19 protein-coding genes are annotated in these 19,960 nt (G+C 49.6%); 10 read left to right on the top strand and 9 right to left on the bottom strand.

Annotation, left to right across the window (positions count from 1 at the left end):
• Window positions 1-96: 96 nt before the first annotated feature.
• Complete coding sequence (gene trxB, locus K7B07_RS19970; protein WP_223712303.1) at window positions 97-1,047, bottom strand: thioredoxin-disulfide reductase; 951 nt, start codon at window positions 1,045-1,047, stop codon at window positions 97-99.
• Between the two features lie 171 nt (window positions 1,048-1,218).
• Window positions 1,219-1,803, bottom strand: a complete 585-nt coding sequence (locus K7B07_RS19965) for a TetR/AcrR family transcriptional regulator (protein ID WP_223712302.1) — start codon at window positions 1,801-1,803, stop codon at window positions 1,219-1,221.
• A gap of 69 nt (window positions 1,804-1,872) precedes the next feature.
• Between K7B07_RS19965 and K7B07_RS19960 the strand changes: the two genes are divergently transcribed.
• Both K7B07_RS19960 and K7B07_RS19955 read left to right on the top strand, forming a co-directional pair.
• Complete coding sequence (locus tag K7B07_RS19960; protein ID WP_223712301.1) at window positions 1,873-2,061, top strand: hypothetical protein; 189 nt, start codon at window positions 1,873-1,875, stop codon at window positions 2,059-2,061.
• Between the two features lie 10 nt (window positions 2,062-2,071).
• Window positions 2,072-2,440 carry a hypothetical protein gene (locus tag K7B07_RS19955; protein WP_223712300.1) on the top strand — a complete coding sequence of 123 codons (369 nt, stop codon included), beginning with the start codon at window positions 2,072-2,074 and terminating at the stop codon, window positions 2,438-2,440.
• Here the strand turns inward: K7B07_RS19955 and bla are convergent.
• Complete coding sequence (gene bla, locus K7B07_RS19950; protein WP_223712299.1) at window positions 2,433-3,335, bottom strand: subclass B3 metallo-beta-lactamase; 903 nt, start codon at window positions 3,333-3,335, stop codon at window positions 2,433-2,435. The two genes, K7B07_RS19955 and bla, sit on opposite strands and share 8 nt — an antisense overlap.
• 107 nt (window positions 3,336-3,442) lie before the next feature.
• Window positions 3,443-5,692 (bottom strand): Tex family protein, encoded by a 2,250-nt coding sequence (locus K7B07_RS19945; RefSeq protein WP_223712298.1) that lies wholly within the window; start codon window positions 5,690-5,692, stop codon window positions 3,443-3,445.
• A gap of 317 nt (window positions 5,693-6,009) precedes the next feature.
• Between K7B07_RS19945 and K7B07_RS19940 the strand changes: the two genes are divergently transcribed.
• From K7B07_RS19940 to eco, 3 genes are all read left to right on the top strand, one after another.
• Window positions 6,010-6,288, top strand: a complete 279-nt coding sequence (locus K7B07_RS19940) for a hypothetical protein (RefSeq protein WP_223712297.1) — start codon at window positions 6,010-6,012, stop codon at window positions 6,286-6,288.
• A 12-nt stretch (window positions 6,289-6,300) separates the two neighbouring features.
• Window positions 6,301-7,509, top strand: a complete 1,209-nt coding sequence (locus K7B07_RS19935) for a sterol desaturase family protein (RefSeq protein ID WP_223712296.1) — start codon at window positions 6,301-6,303, stop codon at window positions 7,507-7,509.
• A 158-nt stretch (window positions 7,510-7,667) separates the two neighbouring features.
• Entirely contained in the window at window positions 7,668-8,174 is a 507-nt protein-coding gene (gene eco, locus K7B07_RS19930) for a serine protease inhibitor ecotin (protein WP_223712295.1), read from the top strand.
• An 810-nt stretch (window positions 8,175-8,984) separates the two neighbouring features.
• On the opposite strand, the gene K7B07_RS19925 is transcribed toward eco, so the two are convergent.
• Entirely contained in the window at window positions 8,985-10,160 is a 1,176-nt protein-coding gene (locus K7B07_RS19925; RefSeq protein WP_223712294.1) for an AIR synthase related protein, read from the bottom strand.
• 83 nt (window positions 10,161-10,243) lie between these two features.
• Here K7B07_RS19925 and K7B07_RS19920 point away from each other — a divergent pair, with 83 nt between their 5' ends.
• The 3 genes from K7B07_RS19920 to K7B07_RS27685 all read left to right on the top strand — a co-directional run bounded on the left by K7B07_RS19920 (window position 10,244) and on the right by K7B07_RS27685 (window position 11,793).
• A complete protein-coding gene (locus K7B07_RS19920; RefSeq protein WP_223712293.1) occupies window positions 10,244-11,173 on the top strand; it encodes a bifunctional riboflavin kinase/FAD synthetase in 930 nt (309 codons plus the stop codon).
• Window positions 11,174-11,185: 12 nt separating this feature from the next.
• A complete protein-coding gene (locus tag K7B07_RS19915) occupies window positions 11,186-11,560 on the top strand; it encodes a hypothetical protein (RefSeq protein ID WP_223712292.1) in 375 nt (124 codons plus the stop codon).
• A gap of 110 nt (window positions 11,561-11,670) precedes the next feature.
• Entirely contained in the window at window positions 11,671-11,793 is a 123-nt protein-coding gene (locus tag K7B07_RS27685; protein WP_262903586.1) for a hypothetical protein, read from the top strand.
• Window positions 11,794-11,850: 57 nt separating this feature from the next.
• Here the strand turns inward: K7B07_RS27685 and K7B07_RS19910 are convergent, their stop codons facing one another.
• The gene (locus tag K7B07_RS19910; RefSeq protein WP_223712291.1) at window positions 11,851-13,722 is read right to left on the bottom strand and encodes a heparinase II/III domain-containing protein; all 1,872 of its coding nucleotides are present in this window, start codon (window positions 13,720-13,722) and stop codon (window positions 11,851-11,853) included.
• A gap of 105 nt (window positions 13,723-13,827) precedes the next feature.
• Between K7B07_RS19910 and K7B07_RS19905 the strand changes: the two genes are divergently transcribed.
• Window positions 13,828-15,015: a glycoside hydrolase family protein gene (locus K7B07_RS19905; protein WP_223712290.1), complete on the top strand. Its 1,188-nt coding sequence runs from the start codon at window positions 13,828-13,830 to the stop codon at window positions 15,013-15,015.
• Window positions 15,016-15,375: 360 nt separating this feature from the next.
• Here K7B07_RS19905 and K7B07_RS19900 read toward each other — a convergent pair whose 3' ends face one another.
• Window positions 15,376-16,536: a galactokinase gene (locus K7B07_RS19900; protein WP_223712289.1), complete on the bottom strand. Its 1,161-nt coding sequence runs from the start codon at window positions 16,534-16,536 to the stop codon at window positions 15,376-15,378.
• 37 nt (window positions 16,537-16,573) lie between these two features.
• Here K7B07_RS19900 and K7B07_RS19895 point away from each other — a divergent pair, with 37 nt between their 5' ends.
• A complete protein-coding gene (locus tag K7B07_RS19895) occupies window positions 16,574-17,611 on the top strand; it encodes an aldose epimerase family protein (protein ID WP_223712288.1) in 1,038 nt (345 codons plus the stop codon).
• A gap of 56 nt (window positions 17,612-17,667) precedes the next feature.
• Here the strand turns inward: K7B07_RS19895 and K7B07_RS19890 are convergent, their stop codons facing one another.
• Together K7B07_RS19890 and K7B07_RS19885 are read right to left on the bottom strand one after the other, a co-directional pair.
• On the bottom strand, window positions 17,668-18,714 hold the full coding sequence (locus K7B07_RS19890; RefSeq protein ID WP_223712287.1) for an NAD(P)-dependent alcohol dehydrogenase: 1,047 nt from the start codon (window positions 18,712-18,714) through the stop codon (window positions 17,668-17,670).
• Between the two features lie 181 nt (window positions 18,715-18,895).
• Complete coding sequence (locus K7B07_RS19885; protein ID WP_223712286.1) at window positions 18,896-19,891, bottom strand: GSCFA domain-containing protein; 996 nt, start codon at window positions 19,889-19,891, stop codon at window positions 18,896-18,898.
• Between the last annotated feature and the right edge of the window lie 69 nt (window positions 19,892-19,960).

Below are 19,960 nucleotides of genomic sequence, written 5' to 3'. Positions count from 1 at the left end.
CAGAAAACCTTAAACGGGTTTGGAAATAAAATATTTAATGCCGGGAAGCCGTTATTCAGAACAGCAGCCCGGCACTATTTTTAAAACTATCAGCGGTTAATGGATCCCTTTTTCTCCCAGGTAGCGTTCTGCATCCAGTGCGGCCATACAACCGCTGCCGGCAGCTGTAACCGCCTGCCGGTAGATCTTATCCTGTACATCACCTGAAGCAAAAACCCCTTCTACATTGGTTTTGGAGGTACCCGGGATGGTCTTTATATAGCCGGCTTCATCCATATCCAGAAAATCTTTAAAGATCGCAGAATTGGGCTCATGCCCGATCGCCACAAAAAACCCGCTCACCGGAATTTCCTGCGTGGCACCGGTCTGGTTATTCTTTACCCGTACCCCGCTCACCGTCTTATCCCCCAGCACTTCTTCGGTTTCTGTATTAAAGTACACGATGATATTGGGCGTTTTAAAAACCCGGTCCTGCATTACTTTTGAGGCCCGCATCTCGCTTTTGCGCACCAGCATGTGCACGGTGGTACAAAGCTTTGAGAGGTACAGGGCTTCTTCAGCAGCCGTATCCCCGGCGCCTACAATCGCCACCTCCTTACCACGGAAGAAGAAGCCATCACAAACGGCACAGGCACTCACCCCAAAGCCATTCAGGCGCTCTTCGCTGGACAGGCCCAGCCATTTGGCCGAGGCCCCGGTTGAGATGATAACGGCATCGGCCTCGATCAGTTTTTCATCGTCGATCCAGACCTTATGCGGAAGACCTGAAAAATCAACTTTAGTAGCGATCCCGAAACGGATATCCGCTCCCATTCTTTTTGCCTGTTTTTCAAAGTCGATCATCATTTCCGGCCCCTGGATCCCGTCCGGATAACCGGGGTAGTTTTCCACTTCAGTAGTAATGGTCAGCTGTCCTCCCGGTTGGATCCCCTGGTATAAAACGGGACTGAGATTAGCGCGGGAGGCATAAACTGCCGCCGTATACCCCGCCGGTCCCGAACCTATAATTAAACATTTAACTCTTTCTGCTCCTGTTTCCTGTGTCATATAAACGATTTGAATAATTACAAAAATAGCGGGAAAAGGTTTACCCGGATAAACGGCTTCCCCACATTCCGCGGGCGGGATGTGGATATTTCGGCAGGGCCGGATTCGTTCGCCGGCGAAGCTGCCGGAACAGGTGCAACCACCTGCGCCGGGTCCCGGTCATTGCCGGCATTAAGGGTTCAGAAAAGGAAGGAACATCATGTAAAAGGTCTTTTTATATGCCACCATTGCTTTTTTTTCCGACAGCCGTTCCGTCAGTTCGTTATTTGAAAGCCAGAAGTCGGCCACGATAAAAAGCTGCTTCACCAGGGCCGGCCAGATCTTATCCGGAAGATCCTGCCGGAACACCCCGCTCCGGATCATCCGCCGGAAGATCCGGATAAACTCCCGGGTCCTGCGTTGGGTCAGGCCATGGTAATGCTCCCGGATCCATGGAATACGCCAGGCGATCTCCACAAAATGCAGGAACAGGAACCGGTAGCGGAACACCAGCCGGAAGGAACGGACCGACAGTTCCCCGATCGTATCCATATCCACCGTTTCCAGGGCTGCTGTTTTTTGCAGCTCGGCATCAAATGCTTCCGCCAGTTTCCCGTAAAGCGACCGGATGATATCATCCGTATGCTTGAAATGATAATGGAGGTTGCCCGGACTTATGTTAAGATGTGCCGCTATATGCCGTGTCGTAATGGTGCGGATGCCCTGCTGGTTGTACAATGCAAGGGCAGCCTGCAATATTTTTTCCCTGGTATCCATAGTCAAAAATAGAACATTTGTTCTAAACAGAGATAAATTAGTACATTTGTTCTAAATTTTCATCTACTTATGGAGCAGACAACCCGGCCGGAAGAACAAAAATCGTTTTACAGAAAGCTACGGGAAAGCATTCTCCCGGTGAAGCCGGCAGACAATACACTGATAAAACTGGGGAAGAACGCGGGCTTTATCGTATTTTTTGCGCTATTGCTGATCGTATCTGCAGCGATGCTGATCGCAGTTGCATTTGCATTATAAATGTACGTCTATGAATAGCGTATGGTACTGCTACGGACTGCTTTGGCTGCTGGTGCATCTTTTCAGGAGCCGGGGCCATCCGCTTCCTTTTGTAAATGGTCAGCTCACTGATTTTCTATTTATACCGGTCGTTGCCCCGGTGGCGCTCAGCATCATCCGGCGATATGTAGTGCATAACGGTAGTTACAATTTTCCTTTGTGGCAGCTGCTGATCACAGCAGGCTATGTTTCGGTGGTCTTTGAGGGCATCCTGCCGCATTACCTCCCCGCTTATACTGCCGATGCCGGCGATGTGGCGGCCTATTTCCTGGGCAGCCTGTACTACTATTATGTGCACCAGCGCTGTTTTTTATCCGGCAGAAAGTTTTCTGTTATTTAACCGGGGACCGCTCCTCTTTCATCTTTTTCTCATAGGCACGGGTCAGTTCCTCCAGTGCCTGGTCAAAGCCCGCCTTGTCGGCAAAAGCAGCCGGGTTGTAGTTACCGTGTGGCGGATGCTTTTTTTCCAGGTCGAACTGACTGGCATGCGCAGCCACCCAGAGATCAAAACGGCAATCCTTTAATGCCTTCAGTGTATGCGCATAGTCGGCCGCTATCCCGGGGTAAGCAGGGATATCAGCAAACTTTTTTTCCGTAACGATCGATGGCATATTGGCGATCAGTACCCGGTACCTTTTCCCCTTGTCTTTTACATCCAGGAGAAAGCTGCTCGATCCCTTTGTATGCCCCGGATGATGCAGCAGCTGCAACCGGGCATCCCCCAGCACAATGGAATCGCCGTCATACAACAGCCGGTTGGGTTTTACGGGTTCAAAGAGCGCTGTGTCGCTGCCAAACGCATAATCCGACCTGCCGCCGTCAGCAAGTACCGGGGCATCTGCTGCATTCACCATCAGTTGCGCGCCCGTCAGGCGCTTCAGGGCCGCCATGGCACCCACATGATCGTAATGGACCTGCGAGGTCAATAATATTTTTGTATCCTGCAACCGGAAGCCCAATGTTTCGATGCTCTTTTTGATCAGGGCAACAGATCCGCGCAGCCCGGTATTGATCAGGATATTTCCTTTGCAGGTGGTGACCAGGTAGCAGGCCAGATCGCGCGTACCTACATAATACAGGTTGCCGGCGATCCGGAACGGCGGGTAAGGCTCCGACCAGTTTGCCGGAACATCGTCAGGCTCCCGCACCTGTTGTGCACCGACAGGTACCCTTGCGATCAACAGTACTAAGAATAGAATGCCGGTCTGTAATAAAGCCGCTTTTTTGTTTTTCATATTTTCATACCAGGATTTGTCCTAAACGATCAAAAAGCAGGCCGTTAATCAAATGTCGTTTCAGCCTGCTTTCTGTTGTATTATTTCCGCGCGATCAGTGCAGCCGGTCAGTCCGCAAATTTTTTCCGGAGGGCATCCAGGCTTGACTGAAAGCTGTTCTTCGCTGCAGATGCCTTTGGCTGCTGTTGCCGGGCTCCGGATGTTCTTGTTCTTCCTTCTCCGGAATTTTCATCCTTCATGCTCAGGGAGATCCGCTTGCGGGCCTCATCCACCTCCAGTACTGTTACCATTACCTTCTGATTGAGCTTCACAACGGTATTCGGATCGCTGACAAATTTGTTGGCCAGGTGCGACACATGCACCAGTCCATCCTGTTTTACCCCCACATCCACAAAGGCGCCGAAGTTGGTAATATTGGTTACGATACCTGGTACTTTCATGCCTGGTTTCAGATCCCCGATAGCCGCCAGTCCTTCCGCAAAGCGGAATTCTTCGATCCCTTCCCGCGGATCACGCCCGGGCTTCTCCAGCTCCTTCAAAATATCCTCGATCGTATATTGTCCCGCTGTTTCCGTAACAAAGTCCCGTGCCTTTATGGTTTTGCGCAGCTCTGGTTTTGAGATCAGCTCCTGAACGGAGCAATGCAGGTTACCGGCCATCGTTTCCACTACTGCATAACTTTCCGGGTGCACTGCTGAATTATCCAGCGGATTGATCGCATTGGGTATCCGCAGGAACCCCGCACATTGCTCATAGGCTTTGGGCCCCAGCATCGAAACCTTCAGCAGCTCTGCCCTGCTTTTAAAAGCACCATTCTTCGTACGGTATTCCACAATGTTCTTCGCTGTGGTAGCAGTCAATCCCGAAACATACATCAGCAAATGCTTACTGGCGGTATTCACATCCACACCCACATAGTTCACACAGCTTTGCACCACCTGGTCCAGACTGTCTTTTAAACGGTTCTGATTGACATCATGCTGATACTGGCCCACGCCGATGCTTTTGGCATCGATCTTAACGAGCTCACTCAGCGGGTCCAGCAGGCGGCGACCGATGCTGATGGCGCCGCGCACCGTAACATCCTCATCCGGGAATTCTTCACGTGCCACTTCGCTGGCGGAGTAGATGGAAGCGCCGCTTTCATTTACCATAAACACGGAAACCGGCTTTCCGAAATCAATCCCCCGCACCAGCTTTTCCGTTTCCTTACTGGCCGTTCCGTTTCCGTAACCGATGGCTTCAATATCATACTGGCGTACCAGCCGCTTCAGCGCTTCTGCAGCTCCCTGCCAGTCATTCTGGGGCGCATGCGGAAATATGGTCTCGTACTTCAGAAAAACGCCGCTTTCATCCAGGCATACCACTTTACAGCCTGTACGGAAACCGGGATCAATGGCCAGCACACGTTTATGTCCGAGCGGCGATGCCAGTAAGAGCTGCCGCAGGTTTTCGGCAAAAACATGGATGGCCTCCTCGTCGGCACTGGTCTTACTGTTCATCCGGAACTCCGTTTCAATAGCCGGCTTCAGCAAACGGACATAAGCGTCTTCGATCGCCAGGGCCACCTGGTCGGCAGCCGGACCGGAAGCCGTAATGATCTCTTTTTTCAGTCCTCCGATCGCCGAGTCCTTTTCAATGGAAATATCCATGATCAGGAAACCTTCTTTTTCACCACGGCGGATCGCGAGGATCCGGTGGGAGGGACATTTGGAAAGTGGTTCTTTAAAATCAAAATAATCACGGTATTTCTGGGCGTCTGCCTCTTCTTTTTTTGATGTAAGTACTCTTGCGGATACCCCGGCGGAGTCTGCGAACATCGAACGGACAAGCGTACGGGCCTGTTCACTTTCGGCAACGCGCTCCGCAATGATATCTCTTGCGCCCTGCAGGGCGGCAGCGGTATCGTTTACCTGGTCGTTGAGGTAGGACGCGGCCACTTCTTCCGGTATCACCGCTCCCTGGGCGAACAACAGATCGGCCAGGGGTTCCAGTCCTTTTTCAATAGCCACCGAAGCCTTTGTTTTACGTTTCGGTTTGTAAGGCAGATAGATGTCTTCCAGCTCTGTGGCGCTGATACCGTCCTCGATCCTTTTCTTCAGCTCCGGTGTTAATTTACCGGCCGCTTCAATGGTTTTCAGCACGGTTTCCTTGCGCTTCTCCAGTTCATCATAATACCGGATCTTGTCGATCACCTGCCCTACCTGCACTTCATCCATATTACCTGTTGCCTCTTTCCGGTAGCGGCTGATAAAAGGTATGGTGGCGCCTTCGGCATGCAATTGTTCCACGTTGCCGACCTGTTTTACCGGAAGATTCAGGTCTATGGCAATCTGTTGTATATATTTTACTTCCATTTTTTAATCTGTTGGGGTGCAAATGTAAGCGGCGGCGCGGTAGAAACAAAGCATGTGCATAACAATTCCCTTTCGGAAAGAGCAGCCCTTATCATCGCTCCTTCCAAACGCCGTTTCGCTGAAACTGTTAAGAAAGCGTAAATAAAAAACATTCGCTTTAAAATAGTTTGGCGGTTCCATAGCCGTGCAATATATTTGTCTACAAATTTAGTAGACTATTTATAACGCCTTTGCCACAGCCGGCGAAGTGGCTGTCCCGGGGCAGCCGGTGTTTTTACTCTGTTTGAGGTGAGTCAAATTAAAAACACTTAAAGTAAATGAAAATGGCTACATATACCATTGCGATCAATGTGCCCAAAGCAGCGGACATTCTCCTTGCCCAATTGGTAAGGCTGCTGAAAGAAGCAGCATATACGCGGGAGGTTGACCGCTCTTCCGGTGAGATATCAGCCGATCATAAAAGCATCCGCTGGAATATAGAAGGAACGGTGAGCTTCCACGACATCCACAGTTTTGTCGATAACATCACCAAACACATACAACAGGCCTACAGTTATTCGATCACTCATCAGGGAGCCTCCCGATACCTGAACTAAACGGGATACATCATGCAGCTGAATTTTATTGCACTGGCCGTGCCTCTATTCCTGTTTTTTATGGCCCTGGAATACCGGTATGCGCTGAAAAAGAACAAAGAAGTATTTCACTGGAAAGAGTCCATTGCCAATTTAAACGTGGGTATCGCAGAACGCCTTTGTGACCTGCTTACCTCGGGTTCTTTTTATATTGTCTTTTCCTGGATCCACAGCAATTTCGGGCTTTTTGATATTAAGCCCACCCTGCTGAACTGGATCCTGCTTTTTCTTGCCACAGACCTGGTATGGTACTGGTACCACCGCTTCGGGCATGTGGTCAATTTATTCTGGAGTGCACATGTAGTACATCATCAGAGTGATGATTTTAACTACACGGTATCGGCCCGCATTACGGTGTTCCAATCCGTACTGCGCGGGCTTTTCTGGAGCATTCTGCCGCTGATCGGTTTTCCCCCGGACATGACCACCATCCTGTTACTGATCCATGGGGCTTATCCTTTTTTTACGCATACGCAGATGATCGGCAAACTCGGCTGGATCGAATATGTATTTGTAACGCCCTCCCATCATCGCGTTCATCACAGCAGCAACCCGGAGTACCTCGATAAAAATTACGGGGATGTACTGATCATATGGGACAAATTTTTCGGCACCTTTAAAGCGGAAGCTGCAACGCCGGTTTATGGTCTTACAAAACCCCTCAACAGCCATAGCTTTCTCTGGCAGCATTTTCATTTTTTACTGGAACTGTCTGTTGCCGTAAAAAGAGAAAAAGGATGGCGGCGTAAACTGAAACTGCTTTTTGGGAAACCCAATGCTGTGGATGCATCCATACGTCCAGTGCTGGAACGCAAGCTGCAGCGTAAAAGCATACCGATGGAGCCTTCGGTGCGGCTGCTGCGGACCATTTCCCTGCAAACCACTTTTACATTGACGATCCTGTTCTTTACCATCCTGTTCTCCCATTACCTGCAGCCCCTGCAACTGGGCATTACGGCAATATTTATCTTTCTCAGTGTGATCGCCACGGGTGCCATGCTGGAACAAAAGCAATGGGTATTCCCGCTTGAATATTTCCGTATCGTACTACTTTGTCTTTTTCTATACATTACCTTTCCCAATAAATATGTGGCCGCCGGCTGTACCAACCTGCTGCTGATCCTGCTGCTGTTTTACCAGAGTTTAAAAGCCCGTTATTATTCGCTGTACCCGGCGCACTGATTTTTTGATCCGGATCATCATTCTGATCTTATACAACCTTTGCACGATGCTGCCGGTCTGCATTGCAGGTATTCGTTGATTTATGTAAAAGCAATCTTTTGCGCATCCTGTTGTTGCAAAAGCAGTATCAACTCCGTATAACCATTAAAATCAGAGTTATGAAAAGAATTCAATTGGCAGGTTTTGTATGTTTCATGATGGCATTCGTGTCCTGCAGCACTACCAAAAAATCAGTAAGTTCCATGAAAACCAACGAAGAAGCGCATCAGCAGTTACAGCATTTCCCGAAGGAAAAAAAGGGATACAAACGGTATGTGATTGAGCTTCCGGCACAAAAAGAGGAAGCCGCTGATCTGAAACTGGAGCTCATCGCCGGTAAAGTGATGCCGGCAGATTGCAATACCCGCTCCCTGAACGGACGCATGGAAGAAAAAGAACTGAAAGGATGGGGCTATAATTATTACGAATTTTCAACGAACGGGACGGTTGTATCAACTATGATGGCCTGTCCGGACAGCAAAAAAACCGAAAAATTTATCGCAGCCCGCTCTGAACTCATCCGCTACAACAGCAAGTTGCCGGTAGTGGTCTTTGTTCCGGAGGGGTATACCCTGAAATACCGGATCTGGAATGCCGGCAATGCCGCAGAAGCACCGGTGAATTAAATGAATATCCAATAACGATAAAAAAGGACCCTGCGGCACGGTCCTTTTTTATCGTGCAGGTAAGATCTTTCATCAAAACAAGCCTCTTAAACAGGCGCAGTGCGGCACTGATCTTCTACAAAGTACCTGATACTATTCCCGGTGCGCAGCACCTTTATTGTTTGTCACTGTTACTTACTTTAATGATCAGCGCTGCGTTGCAGCTTTTAATAGCCTCTTAAACAGGCGCAGCGCGCCGCTCATCCGTGTAACCCCGGGTACAGGACTCCCTTTCCAGCCGCAGCGCGGCGCTGATCTCCTGCAAAGCACCTGATACTATTCCCGGTGCGCAGCACCTTTATTGTTTGTCACTGTTACTTACTTTAATGATCAGCGCTGCGTTGCAGCTTTTAATAGCAAAATAAACAGGCGCAGCGCGCCGCTCATCCGTGTAATCCCGGGTACAGGACTCCCTTTCCAGCCGCAGCGCGGCGCTGATCTCCTGCAAAGCACCTGACGCTATTTCCGGTACGCAGCACCTTTACTGTTTGTCACTGTTACTTACTTTAATGACCAGTGCTGCGCTGCAGCTTTTAATAGCAAATGAACAGGCGCAGTGCGCCGCTCATCCGTGTAACCCCGGGTACAGAACTCCCTTTCCAGCCGCAGCGTGGTGCTGATCTCCAACAAAGCACCTGACGCTATTTCCGGTACGCAGCACCTTTACTGTTTGTCGCTGTTACTTACTTTAATGATCAGTGCTGCGTTGCAGCTTTTAATAGCAAATGAACGTCAGGCTTTCTGTAACACCCGGTTTTCAATAATCATGATCTATTGCGGAAAGCGGATGATACCGCTACCGGTATGGATCTCCAGGCTTTGCTGGTCAGCTGCTTCCACCCTTCCGATCACCTGCGCCTCCACACCGAAGGACTGCGCCACTCCGATCAGGGTCCCGGCATCCTTCTCATTTGTATAAATTTCCATACGGGTACCCATATTGAACACCTGGTACATTTCCCCGGCATCCGCCCCGCTGGCCTTTTGGATGATATCAAAAATTGCCGGTGACGCAAACAGGTTGTCTTTGATAATTTTCACCTGGTCCGGTACATATTTCAGGCATTTGGTCTGCCCGCCGCCGCTGCAATGAATAAGCCCGTTGATCGACTCAAAATGCTCCTGCAGCAATACCTTCAGCACCGGGGCAAAAGTGCGGGTGGGACTCAGCAATAATTTCCCGATGGTAGTGCCAGTTCCGTTTATTTCGATCGGATCGGTGATACCATGCGGTCCGATGTAGACCACTTCATCCTGCAATCCGGGTTCAAAGGTCTCGGGATATTTTTTTGCATAGTCTTTTTTCAATACATCATGCCGCGCACTGGTGAGCCCGTTACTGGCCAGTCCGCTGTTGTATTCTGTTTCGTATCGGGCCTGCCCGGATGATGCCAGGCCTACTATTACATTGCCGGCTTGTATTTTCTCGTTGGTGATCAGTTTATTCTTCGGCCAGCGGGCGGTCATGGTGCCGTTTACGGCAATGGTGCGTACCACATCCCCCACATCTGCTGTTTCACCGCCCATATAGGTAATATGAATACCAAAGTCCCGCATGGTATCAAAAAAGGCCTGGCTGCCATTGATCACTTCTACCAGCACTTCAGCAGGGATAACGGTCTTATTACGGTCGATCGTGGAGGAAAAGGCCAGTTGATCATAAATCCCCACACATAGAAGATCATCCAGGTTCATTACAATGGCATCCTGTGCAATACCGCTCCAGATGCTGGCATCACCGGTCTCTTTCCAGTACAGGTAGGCCAGGATGCTCTTTGTTCCGGCCCCGTCCGCATGCATTACATTCACCCAATCCGGGTCTCCCACCAGCACATCCGGGTAAATTTTACAAAAAGCTTTCTCATAAAGGCCTTTATCCAGCTTTTCGGTGGCGGCATGTACCTCCTCCTTCTGCGCAGAAACACCTCTTTTGGAATACAACGACATTGCTTAATCCTGTTTGATAGGCCGCTAAGATAGGCAGGATTTTAGATTTGGGATTTCGGATTTCGGATTTATTTTTGTGCTTTATGCAAATTCACAGGAATATTGAGGCGTTACCGGGTTTTAGGAACGCCGTCATTACCATCGGCACCTTCGATGGTGTGCACGAGGGGCACCGGAAAGTGATCCGCCAGCTGACCACACAGGCCAGGGCCGTAGACGGGGAATCTGTCATCATTACCTTCCACCCCCATCCGAGAAAGGTGGTCAACTCGTCCATACTGGGACTGCGCCTGATCAATACCCTTGCAGAACGCATCGAACTGCTGGAAGCGCTGGGCATCGATCACTTGGTGATCATTCCGTTCACCGAAGTGTTTGCCAACCAGCTTCCGGAAGACTATCTCTGCGATTTTCTGATCGAGAAATTCAAACCGCACACCATCATTATCGGATACGATCACCGCTTTGGCCGTGACCGGACGGGCGATTATAAACTACTTGAATCCCTGCAGCAGAAGTACGGGTACGCCCTGCAGGAAATACCCAAGCACATCCTGGACAATATTTCGATCAGCTCCACTAAAATAAGAGCGGCCATATTAAAAGGCGATACCGCCACTACCAATCACCTGCTGGGGTATGAATTCTTTTTTGAAGGAGAAGTGGTACATGGCGACAAACTGGGGCGGGAATTGGGTTATCCTACTGCCAATTTAAAGATCCTGGATGAAGAAAAGATCATACCCGGGAATGGCATCTATGCGGTGTATACTTCCCTTCCGGGATATCCCCGCCGTTTCAAAGGCATGATGAGCATCGGGCTGCGCCCCACTGTTAACGGCACCAAACGCACGGTGGAGGTGAATATCTTTGATTTCGACAGCTCGATCTACGGACAAACGCTGCGGGTATATGTAAAACAATTCCTGCGTGAAGAAGTAAAATTTGATTCCCTGGAAGCGTTGGTAAAACAAATTGACCAGGACAAAACAGACAGTCTTGCTATATTGTAAAATCGCCTCAAATTGAAACACGCCGCTTTTTTCTGCATGGGTCTGTTCTTGTTGCTGTCGCTTGCCGGCACCGCCCAGGACACACCTGCTGCTATTGCACAACGCCTTAAACCGAAGGGTTCCGGGATCGTACATGATGTGATCCGCCAGGAAAATCTCTGGGGTTTTAAAAATGTGCTCATCGCTTTTTATGAAACACGTTATACCGATAGCAGCACTAACCCGCCGGGGCAGCACCGGCAATATGTGGAAGCCTTCTTGCTGATCCCCGTCAACGGAAGCTATAAGAAAATACGGATTGATAAATACGAGGACGATAATGTGGATACCCGGATCGAGAGCGTTTTTTTGCCAATGCAGATAAGGACGAAGCGAAGGAACTCCTGATCATTTCCAGTGTAACACACCAGTTACGTTATCTCTATGAAGGAACGGAATACACTACCTCCGTATACGACGATATCAAGCGCCCTGCTATCCCTGAAACGCTGCGGCAGATGAAGATCGGCTCCCGGCTGAGTGGCGGCTTTGAGGGCTTTTCCGATGCGGACGGCCGTTCCAAAGCCAGGTTTAAAACAGCCGCCGATATAAAAAAAGAACTGAAGCGGCTGGGGTACTGATCACCGCGTTGAAGGCTTTTGATAGTTCCTCATTTTTATTTCCGCAGTGCTCCGTTTCTATTTCCAGTCTTCAAGCGGCAATACCGTGTTGCTGATCTTTTTTCTGTTTTTTACCGGCACCAGGTTTACTGCAAACCGGCTGCTGCTGTTGGCTGGCAGGGTCGTTTCAAAACCCACCAGTACCGTTCCCGGGTTGGGTGCGTCGTAATCATTAACAGGAGCCGTGCTCCAGGTTTTAATAACAACAGGACTGTCTGATACGATCTTCAGCAGCAACTCCTTTCCTTCCTTTTTCAGCAACACTTCCGATGCCGAACGTACCGTTACAGTAGCCGGTGTCAACATACGCCATTGCATTTTAGCCGCTTTGTTCCCCGTGGTCACTTCATCCTGTATCAGGGCGTATGCCTGATCCTTCAATGCCACACCCCGTACTGTTTTCTTCACCTGCCCGCTATACACAGCAGACAGATCGGAGATGGCAAAACTGAATCCCGGCCGGTTCGAATAACGGTCGATCGTGGTAACGCCCTCCATCTGTTGCAGGCTGTCATCAAACGTAAGCGTGCTGTGCGCAAAATTGGTATACCGAAAAACCTTCCAGCGTTCTGAATTTTGCGTGCGTTGCCAGATGTTCAGCCCTTTTGATTCCAGCGATTCATAGTTTTGCATACCCAGGTCCATGGCCCAGCGGATACCATCCGCTTCAAATAGAAATGATCCTTCATCCATATGCGCATGGTTCGCAAACGGAGTGCCCGCCTTAAACCCGAGGAACAATGCATCCGGATCCGTCCAGCTGGTGCGCATCATCACTACCGGACTTACGCCTTTTCCTTCCCAGAACAACTGCGTTGGCGCGCTGATACCGGTTTGCGAAAGCGTTCTGCCCCATACCAGCATCGCTGGCAGAAAACGGTTATAGGCCAATCCTTTGGCGCTCCTGTGCAGGTATTGGAACTCATTCCAGGCCAGTGACGGCCGTTGCAGTTTCTGTGCGAACCAGAACATGGCTCCGTTGGGTTCAGCGCCCGGGCCGGAATCAGCATAATTAAACGGCAATCCACCGGGTGTGATCATCTGCTGAAAATAATCCGCCGTTTTCATAAACCCCGGCGAGCGGCTCAGGCCCGCATCAGTTCCGGTTAAACGCTCCAGCGCATCCAGGAAAAAGACATTATAGGTTGTTCCGTAACTCCAGTATCCGTATCCCTCCGGGTAAGCGCCGTCCGGGGCATATTGTTTCATGGGGATCTTAATGGATGCGATCGCACGGCTGATAATCGGAGCGCATTGTTCAGGCGCCGACTCAAAAATGGCAAAAGCTCCGTAAGAGATCCCGGCATTGCAGACCTGGTTCCAGTTGTTTTCCACTTTCAGCCAGTAGTTATACCGGGTATCCGTAGAGGTGCGGATGCCTTTATCAAGGATCGCCGTACTTATTTTTTTTCTTGTATCAGCATCCAGTACATCGTACAGCCAGTCGTACCCGATCGCCGCCGCCATGGTCATCTCTGCCACATCCAGGTAATGCGTGGGGTTCCAGTCGTCAAAAGCAGCAATAGTCCGCAACTGTTGTTGGGCCGCATCCAGGTATTTCCGGTCGCCGGTCATCCGCCACGAATAAGACAGGAAAAAGATCCGGCGGATCGCCTCCCGCGATACCGAAAGCAGCCGCTTCCCGATCTTTTTGTGCTCCAGCGGCGCTGCCGTGCAGAGTGCGTCCGATGTCTGCAGTATGAGCCGGTGCAGTTTTTCAAAGTCGGCATTTTGCCGGATGGTATTCTTTAGTTGTCCCTCCTCTTCTTTTGAAAGCAGCAGGCGCGGATGCGGTTTTGCAGCCACGGCCTCAAAGGGCGCCTGGGAAAAAGCCGTCGTATTTAATAATAATAATAACAGGAAGTACATACTACGCGCCATCGTTTTCATAACTCAAGTTTATGAAATAAAAATACTTAAGTAATTATGATTATTGCCGGAACTTTTTATTTTTCTTATTTTGCCGGCTGATCTTTAATTCTTTAAACTTCTGTAATGAACTATTCCTTTAAACTGGCCGCCATTGCCGTGCTGATCGCCTGCTCCTTAAGCGCCGCTGCGCAAAAAGACATGCGAATGTTAATAAAAAATGACGAAGCCTTCGCGGCAAGCCAGTACAAGCTTCTTATGAAAAATGTTCCGGCCGGTAAAATGCCCCAGAACTACGATCCCGCCAAAGACCAGTTGGTTGTTTCCGGCACGGACTGGTGGACGAGTGGTTTTTACCCGGGGGCATTGTGGCTCATTTATAAAGCGACCAACGACACTGCAATACTTGCAGAGGCAAAACGAAAACTGATTGTTGAGGAAAAGATAAAATACTATACCGGCAATCATGATATTGGTTTTATGATCTTCTGCAGTTTTGGAAATGCGTATGCCATAACCAAAGATCCCGGATACAAAGAAGTGATCCTGACAGCAGCCGAAACCGCTACCAAGCGGTACCGGCCGGGAATGCAGGCGATACAATCCTGGAATAAAAGCACCAAATTCAATGCACCGGTGATCATTGATAATATGATGAACCTGGAATTACTGGAATGGGCTTCCCGCAACGGGGGCAGTAAGCGGCTGGCCGGGATTGCGGAAAACCATGCCAACACTACTTTAAAAAACCATTTCCGCCCGGATGGCAGCAGCTATCACGCGGTAGATTACGACACGGCAACAGGTGCAGTAATAAAGAAAGTGACCCACCAGGGTTATGCGGATGAATCGGCATGGGCGCGTGGTCAGGCCTGGGGACTGTACGGCTATACAATGATGTACCGTTTTACAAAAAAAACGGAATACCTGGCACAAGCTCATAAGATCGCAGGCTTTATCCTTACACATCCCAATCTGCCTGCCGACAAAGTGCCCTATTGGGATTTCAATGCTCCGGATATCCCGGCTGCCCCGCGTGATGTATCCGCCGGCGCGGTCATTGCCTCCGCGTTGCTGGAGCTGGCACAGTACAGCAACAAAGAACAGAAAGCTGTTTATACTTCAAATGCAGCAGATATGATCCGGTCAATGTCTACTACCTATAAATCGCAGCCTGGCGGCAGCAAAGGCTTTATCCTTACGCAAAGTGTAGGACACCTGCCCGGCAAATCGGAGGTGAACGTATCCCTTTCCTATGCCGATTACTACTACCTGGAGGCACTGGACCGCTATAAGTCCTGGGTATTGAAATAGCGGTATAACGCATCCGGTATCCCAAACAGAAAGGAGCCCGTACGATGCGGGTCTCAATGAATACCGCGCCGCAGTGCGGCGGTAATTTCGTACACCGGCCTGTATAAATCCGGCGCGTCGACCGGTGCGCTGCACCTTCTTTGTCTGTTCTTATTTCTTACTCAACGGTCAGCGCAGTGCCGCAGCCTTTAATAATAAAGATCAACCTGACGCTTAGCGGGCGGTGCCGAAGATCCGGTCAGGATAACTATAAAAATATTTGTCATCGCCGCATTGATCTGGCATTACAAATAAGAAGACCGGCGCCATCAAAGCGTGTCTGATGCTGCCGGTCTTCCTTACAGGTTTAATCCATTATGTCTAAACGAGCTTGCGCACGCCTTCCGCAATTACAGAAGAGAAGACCCCGGGCTTATACCCGATCTTTTCTTCATACGCTGCCGTAACTTTTTCTGCAAAATCATCGAACTGATCCTGCTTGATTAATGCAATGGCGCAGCCGCCAAAACCGGCACCGGTCATGCGCGCGCCGATACAACCATCATAGGTTCTGCAAAAATCAACAATGGCATCCAGCTCCGGCCCCGACACTTCATACAGCTGCTGCAATGAATCATGCGAAGCATACATCAGCTGACCGAAACCTGCAATATCACCGGTTGTCAGCGCTTCCCGGGCTTTTTTAACCCGGTCGTTCTCGGAGATCACATGCAGTGCCCTTTTCCGCAGCACAGGATCCGCTACCAGCGCTTCTTCCTGCTGAAAGGTTTCCAGCGGTATATCGCAGAGGTGCTGCGCCTGTATTTTTTCCTGCAGTTGTTTTAATACCGTCCGGCATTCATTGAACCGTTCGTTGTACTTGGATTCTACCAGTTTCCTGGGCTTATTGCTGTTGATGATGGCCAGTACATAATCTCCTATTTCAAAAGGCAGGTACTCATAGTCCAATGTATCCGTATTCAGCAATACGGCATGCGCTTCCTTACCCATCGCCACAGCAAACTGATCCATGATACCACTGTTCAGTCCCATAAAATCATTCTCCACACGTTTTCCCAGCACGGCAAGGTCCACGCGGGAAAGGCCTCCGTTAAACAGTTCATTCAACGCAAATGCCGTCAGTACCTCAATGGATGCACTGGAAGACAACCCAGACCCGATGGGGAGGTTACCCGAAAAAAGAAAATCCAGGCCGGTAAGTGTTATATCTTTTTTCTGAAACTCCTGTATAACGCCCAGGGGATAATTAAACCACTCCGGTCCTGTTTTCTGATAGCCTTCAGGATTTAAAGCGATGTCGGCTGATTCAGGAAAATCCAGCGCCCTGAAGCGGAACACGCCCTCATCATTCGCTGTAACCAGTAAGGTTGTTCCCAGTGAAATGGCACAGGGCATTACCTGCCCGCCATTATAATCAATGTGCTCTCCGATCAGATTCACCCTTCCCGGGCAGAAGAAAACATGGCTTGCCTGCTTGTTGTAATTTTTTTCAAATTCTTTTTGTAAATCCCCAATGGTCATAACAATTACATTATTTTTATCAAAAATTGAACCCCTCATGATTGAAATAACTGAGCAGCTTGCCACACAGCATCCCAATGGAAAAGATGTCTATATATTTACGCTGAAAAACGGTTCCGGTACAGAAGTTATCCTTACGAATTACGGCGCCATTATCATGTCGATAAAAGTACGGAAATCGGATGGAACTTTTAATGATATTGTTTTAGGATTTGATACACCACAGGAATACTGGTCGGAACGATACCTTCAGAATTATCCTTATTATGGCGCCGCTATCGGCCGTTATGCCAACCGCATCAGCCCGGAATTGATCACGATCGGTGCAGCCGACTACACCTTAAATACGGTGGCTCCGGGTTATCAGCTGCATGGCGGCAAAGAAGGCTTTGACAAAAAAGTATGGGATAAAATTTCTGCCGGGGATGGCCGCGTGGTATTGCAATACATCAGTCCGGATGGTGAGGAAGGTTTTCCGGGCAACCTGACTGTCCAGATCATTTTTTCGCTGAATGAAGAAAATGAATTCAGCTATGAATACAAGGCCACCACCGATCAGCCCACTGCGGTGAACCTTACCCATCACAGTTATTTTAATCTGAACAATGGCAAGGGACGTATCGATAATCAGCATTTGTGCATACATGCCTCGCATTACCTGGAGCAGGACGCCAATTATTGCACCACGGGAAAACTGCTGCCTGTGACGGGTACCCGCAATGATTTCAGCACTTACCAGGAAACCGGGAATATCAGCGATCCGGAACAGGGCATCGATATCAGCTACCCGCTGGACCATCCCGGCATCGAGCAGGTTGCGGCTGAAGCCTGGTGCGATGAGGAAGATGTTAAACTGGAAGTGTATACCACCGCACCGCTGGTACACCTGTACAACAGTTACGGCTCACCGGAAATCAAAGGAAAAGGCGGACAGCAGTATACTGCTTTTTCCGGGTTCTGCTTTGAAACACAGGTACACCCCAATGCAATTAACATAGCATCCTTTCCCAATACGATTTTGGAGCCCGGTGCCGTTTCTTATACTAAAACGATCTATAAGCTGACAACGAAATAAAAAAGCGGTCCCGGCTCCCATAGAGGAACCAGGACCGCTTTCTTTTTACAGCCCTTTTACAGGGTCGCCATGTCAATTACAAAACGGTACTTCACATCGCTTTTTAACACACGCTCGTAAGCGGTATTTACATCTTTGATATCGATCAGTTCGATATCACTGACGATATCATGTGCGGCACAATAGTCCAGCATTTCCTGTGTTTCCGGGATCCCTCCGATGGAAGACGCGGTCAGCACCCGGTTCCCCCGCATTAAGCTGTTGCCGGTGATCCGGAGGGGTTCCGGCGGCAATCCCACACAAATATGCGCTCCGTCTGTTTTCAGCATCTGCAGGTACATATCATAATCGTGGGGGGCGGAAACCGTATCAATGATAAAGTCGAAATAACGATCCAGGCTTTTGACCTGTTCCGGATCCTTCGTCAGCACGAATTTGTGGGCCCCAAGGCGTTTGGCATCCGCTTCTTTTGAAGGCGATGTGCTCAGCATCGTCACCTCGGCACCAAAAGAAACGGCAAATTTCACTGCCATATGCCCGAGACCTCCCAGCCCCAGTACGCCCACTTTATGTCCTTTTCCTATTTTCCATTTACGCAGGGGTGAATAGGTGGTAATGCCGGCACAAAGCAAAGGCGCCACCGCTTTAAGATCCAGTTTATCGGAGACGTGCAATACAAAATGCTGATCACACACGATCTTATCGGAGTATCCTCCGTAAGTCACCGTTTTTTTATCCTTCTCCAGTGAGTTATAGGTCCACACCGTTTGTTTGTTATCGCAGAATTGCTCTTTCCCGCTCTGGCAGCTGTCGCAATGCTGGCAGGAATTCACCATGCAGCCGATACCGGCGAGGTCGCCTGCTTTGAAACGCGAAACATTTGTACCAACCGCAGTAATACGTCCCACGATCTCATGACCGGGAACGATGGGGTAAATAGCCGGCCCCCATTCGCTTCTTACCTGGTGGATGTCCGAATGGCAAATGCCACAATATAAAATATCAAACAATACATCATCGGCGCCCAGCTCCCGGCGCTCAAAATCCCAGGGCTTCAGCGCATCTGTTTTGCTGTGGGCCGCATATCCTTTTGCATTTATCATGTTTTTAAAATTTATCAGAAGTGAATATCTTGTTTTACATCTGTTAAGGTCTGCCCGCCGTAGCAGGTCCTGGTCTCAGGGTTTATAAAACATAAAGGTAACAGGAATTCAGATTCCGGTAGCCGGTGCCGGAAAATTCGTAAGCCGCTGAACTGCTGAAAAATTTTCCCGGGCGATATGTCTACCGGCTGAAATAATCCATTTCTTCCTTCAGGTCGAGGAACGGGTATTGCTCCATCAGGCGTTTCGCTTTTTCATACTGGGCCTGCAGGAACTGCTGATGCGCCTTTGTTTGAGGATGAAAGGGTTTATGTCTTCTTGCGATCATCAGTGGCCGCAGTTCTTTCATCAACTGGCGGGAGGCCGTATCAATACAGCTTTCTGTAAACTTTTCCAGTACAAACTCCGTGGCTGGATAGTTGGGATGCGCCAGGTCCACATCGTAGAACCGGTAGTCCCTTAATACATCGATCACCAATTCGTAAGCAGGAAAATAAAACAACCCTTCAAATTTCTGCACCATATGATGCACCGCCTCGATCAGCCGGGCCTTGCTCCGGTTATTGGCCACCACACCATCCCGGAGGTGCCTTACAGGACTGATGGTAAACAGGATCCCTGCCCGGGGATTAAAGATCCGCAACCGGTGGTAAAGATTATCCAGCAATGCCACCGTCTCCTCGATCTCCAGCATTTTTTTATCAAACCACTGCCCGGGCGCGCGGTGACAGTTCGCCACCCTTAATCCTGAAAGTGCTGCCTGCGGGTTATTCCCGTTGAGCCGGTACGAAAAGGAAGACCCCAGTGTAATGATCACCCAGTTTGTATGTTTCAGGAAAACATGCGCCGCTTCCAGCGACCGGTTCATCTGCTCCAGTACCACATCGCTGTCGGTTCCGGAAAAACGGGAGTGATGATGCCAGGATTGCCACACTTCATTCAGATAAAACAGGTCATCTGTTGTATAGGGCTTATTCTCGATGTACCGCACCAGGCTGTGATAGACACTGGCAGGATCGAACAGGATACCGTGCGGGTTCTGAAGCACCTCAAACTTGTGTTCTGCCAGCGCATTCCCGATATGTTCCGTAAAACAGGAACCGATCAGCAACAACTTATTCCCATACCGGATCGGCGGCAACAGGGTTTCCATTTGTATGGGAGCTATAAAATCCATTCCGCAAATATCCGGAATTTACAGTTATGGTTACCGGCGTGGTTGGCCGCATTGTTGTCGGTTTTCTCC

The sequence above is a fragment of the Niabella beijingensis genome, from assembly GCF_020034665.1.
Classification (GTDB): Bacteria; Bacteroidota; Bacteroidia; order Chitinophagales; family Chitinophagaceae; genus Niabella; species Niabella beijingensis.
Note: the sequence above shows the minus strand (reverse complement) of the source record. Positions and strands in the feature narration are given on the sequence as shown.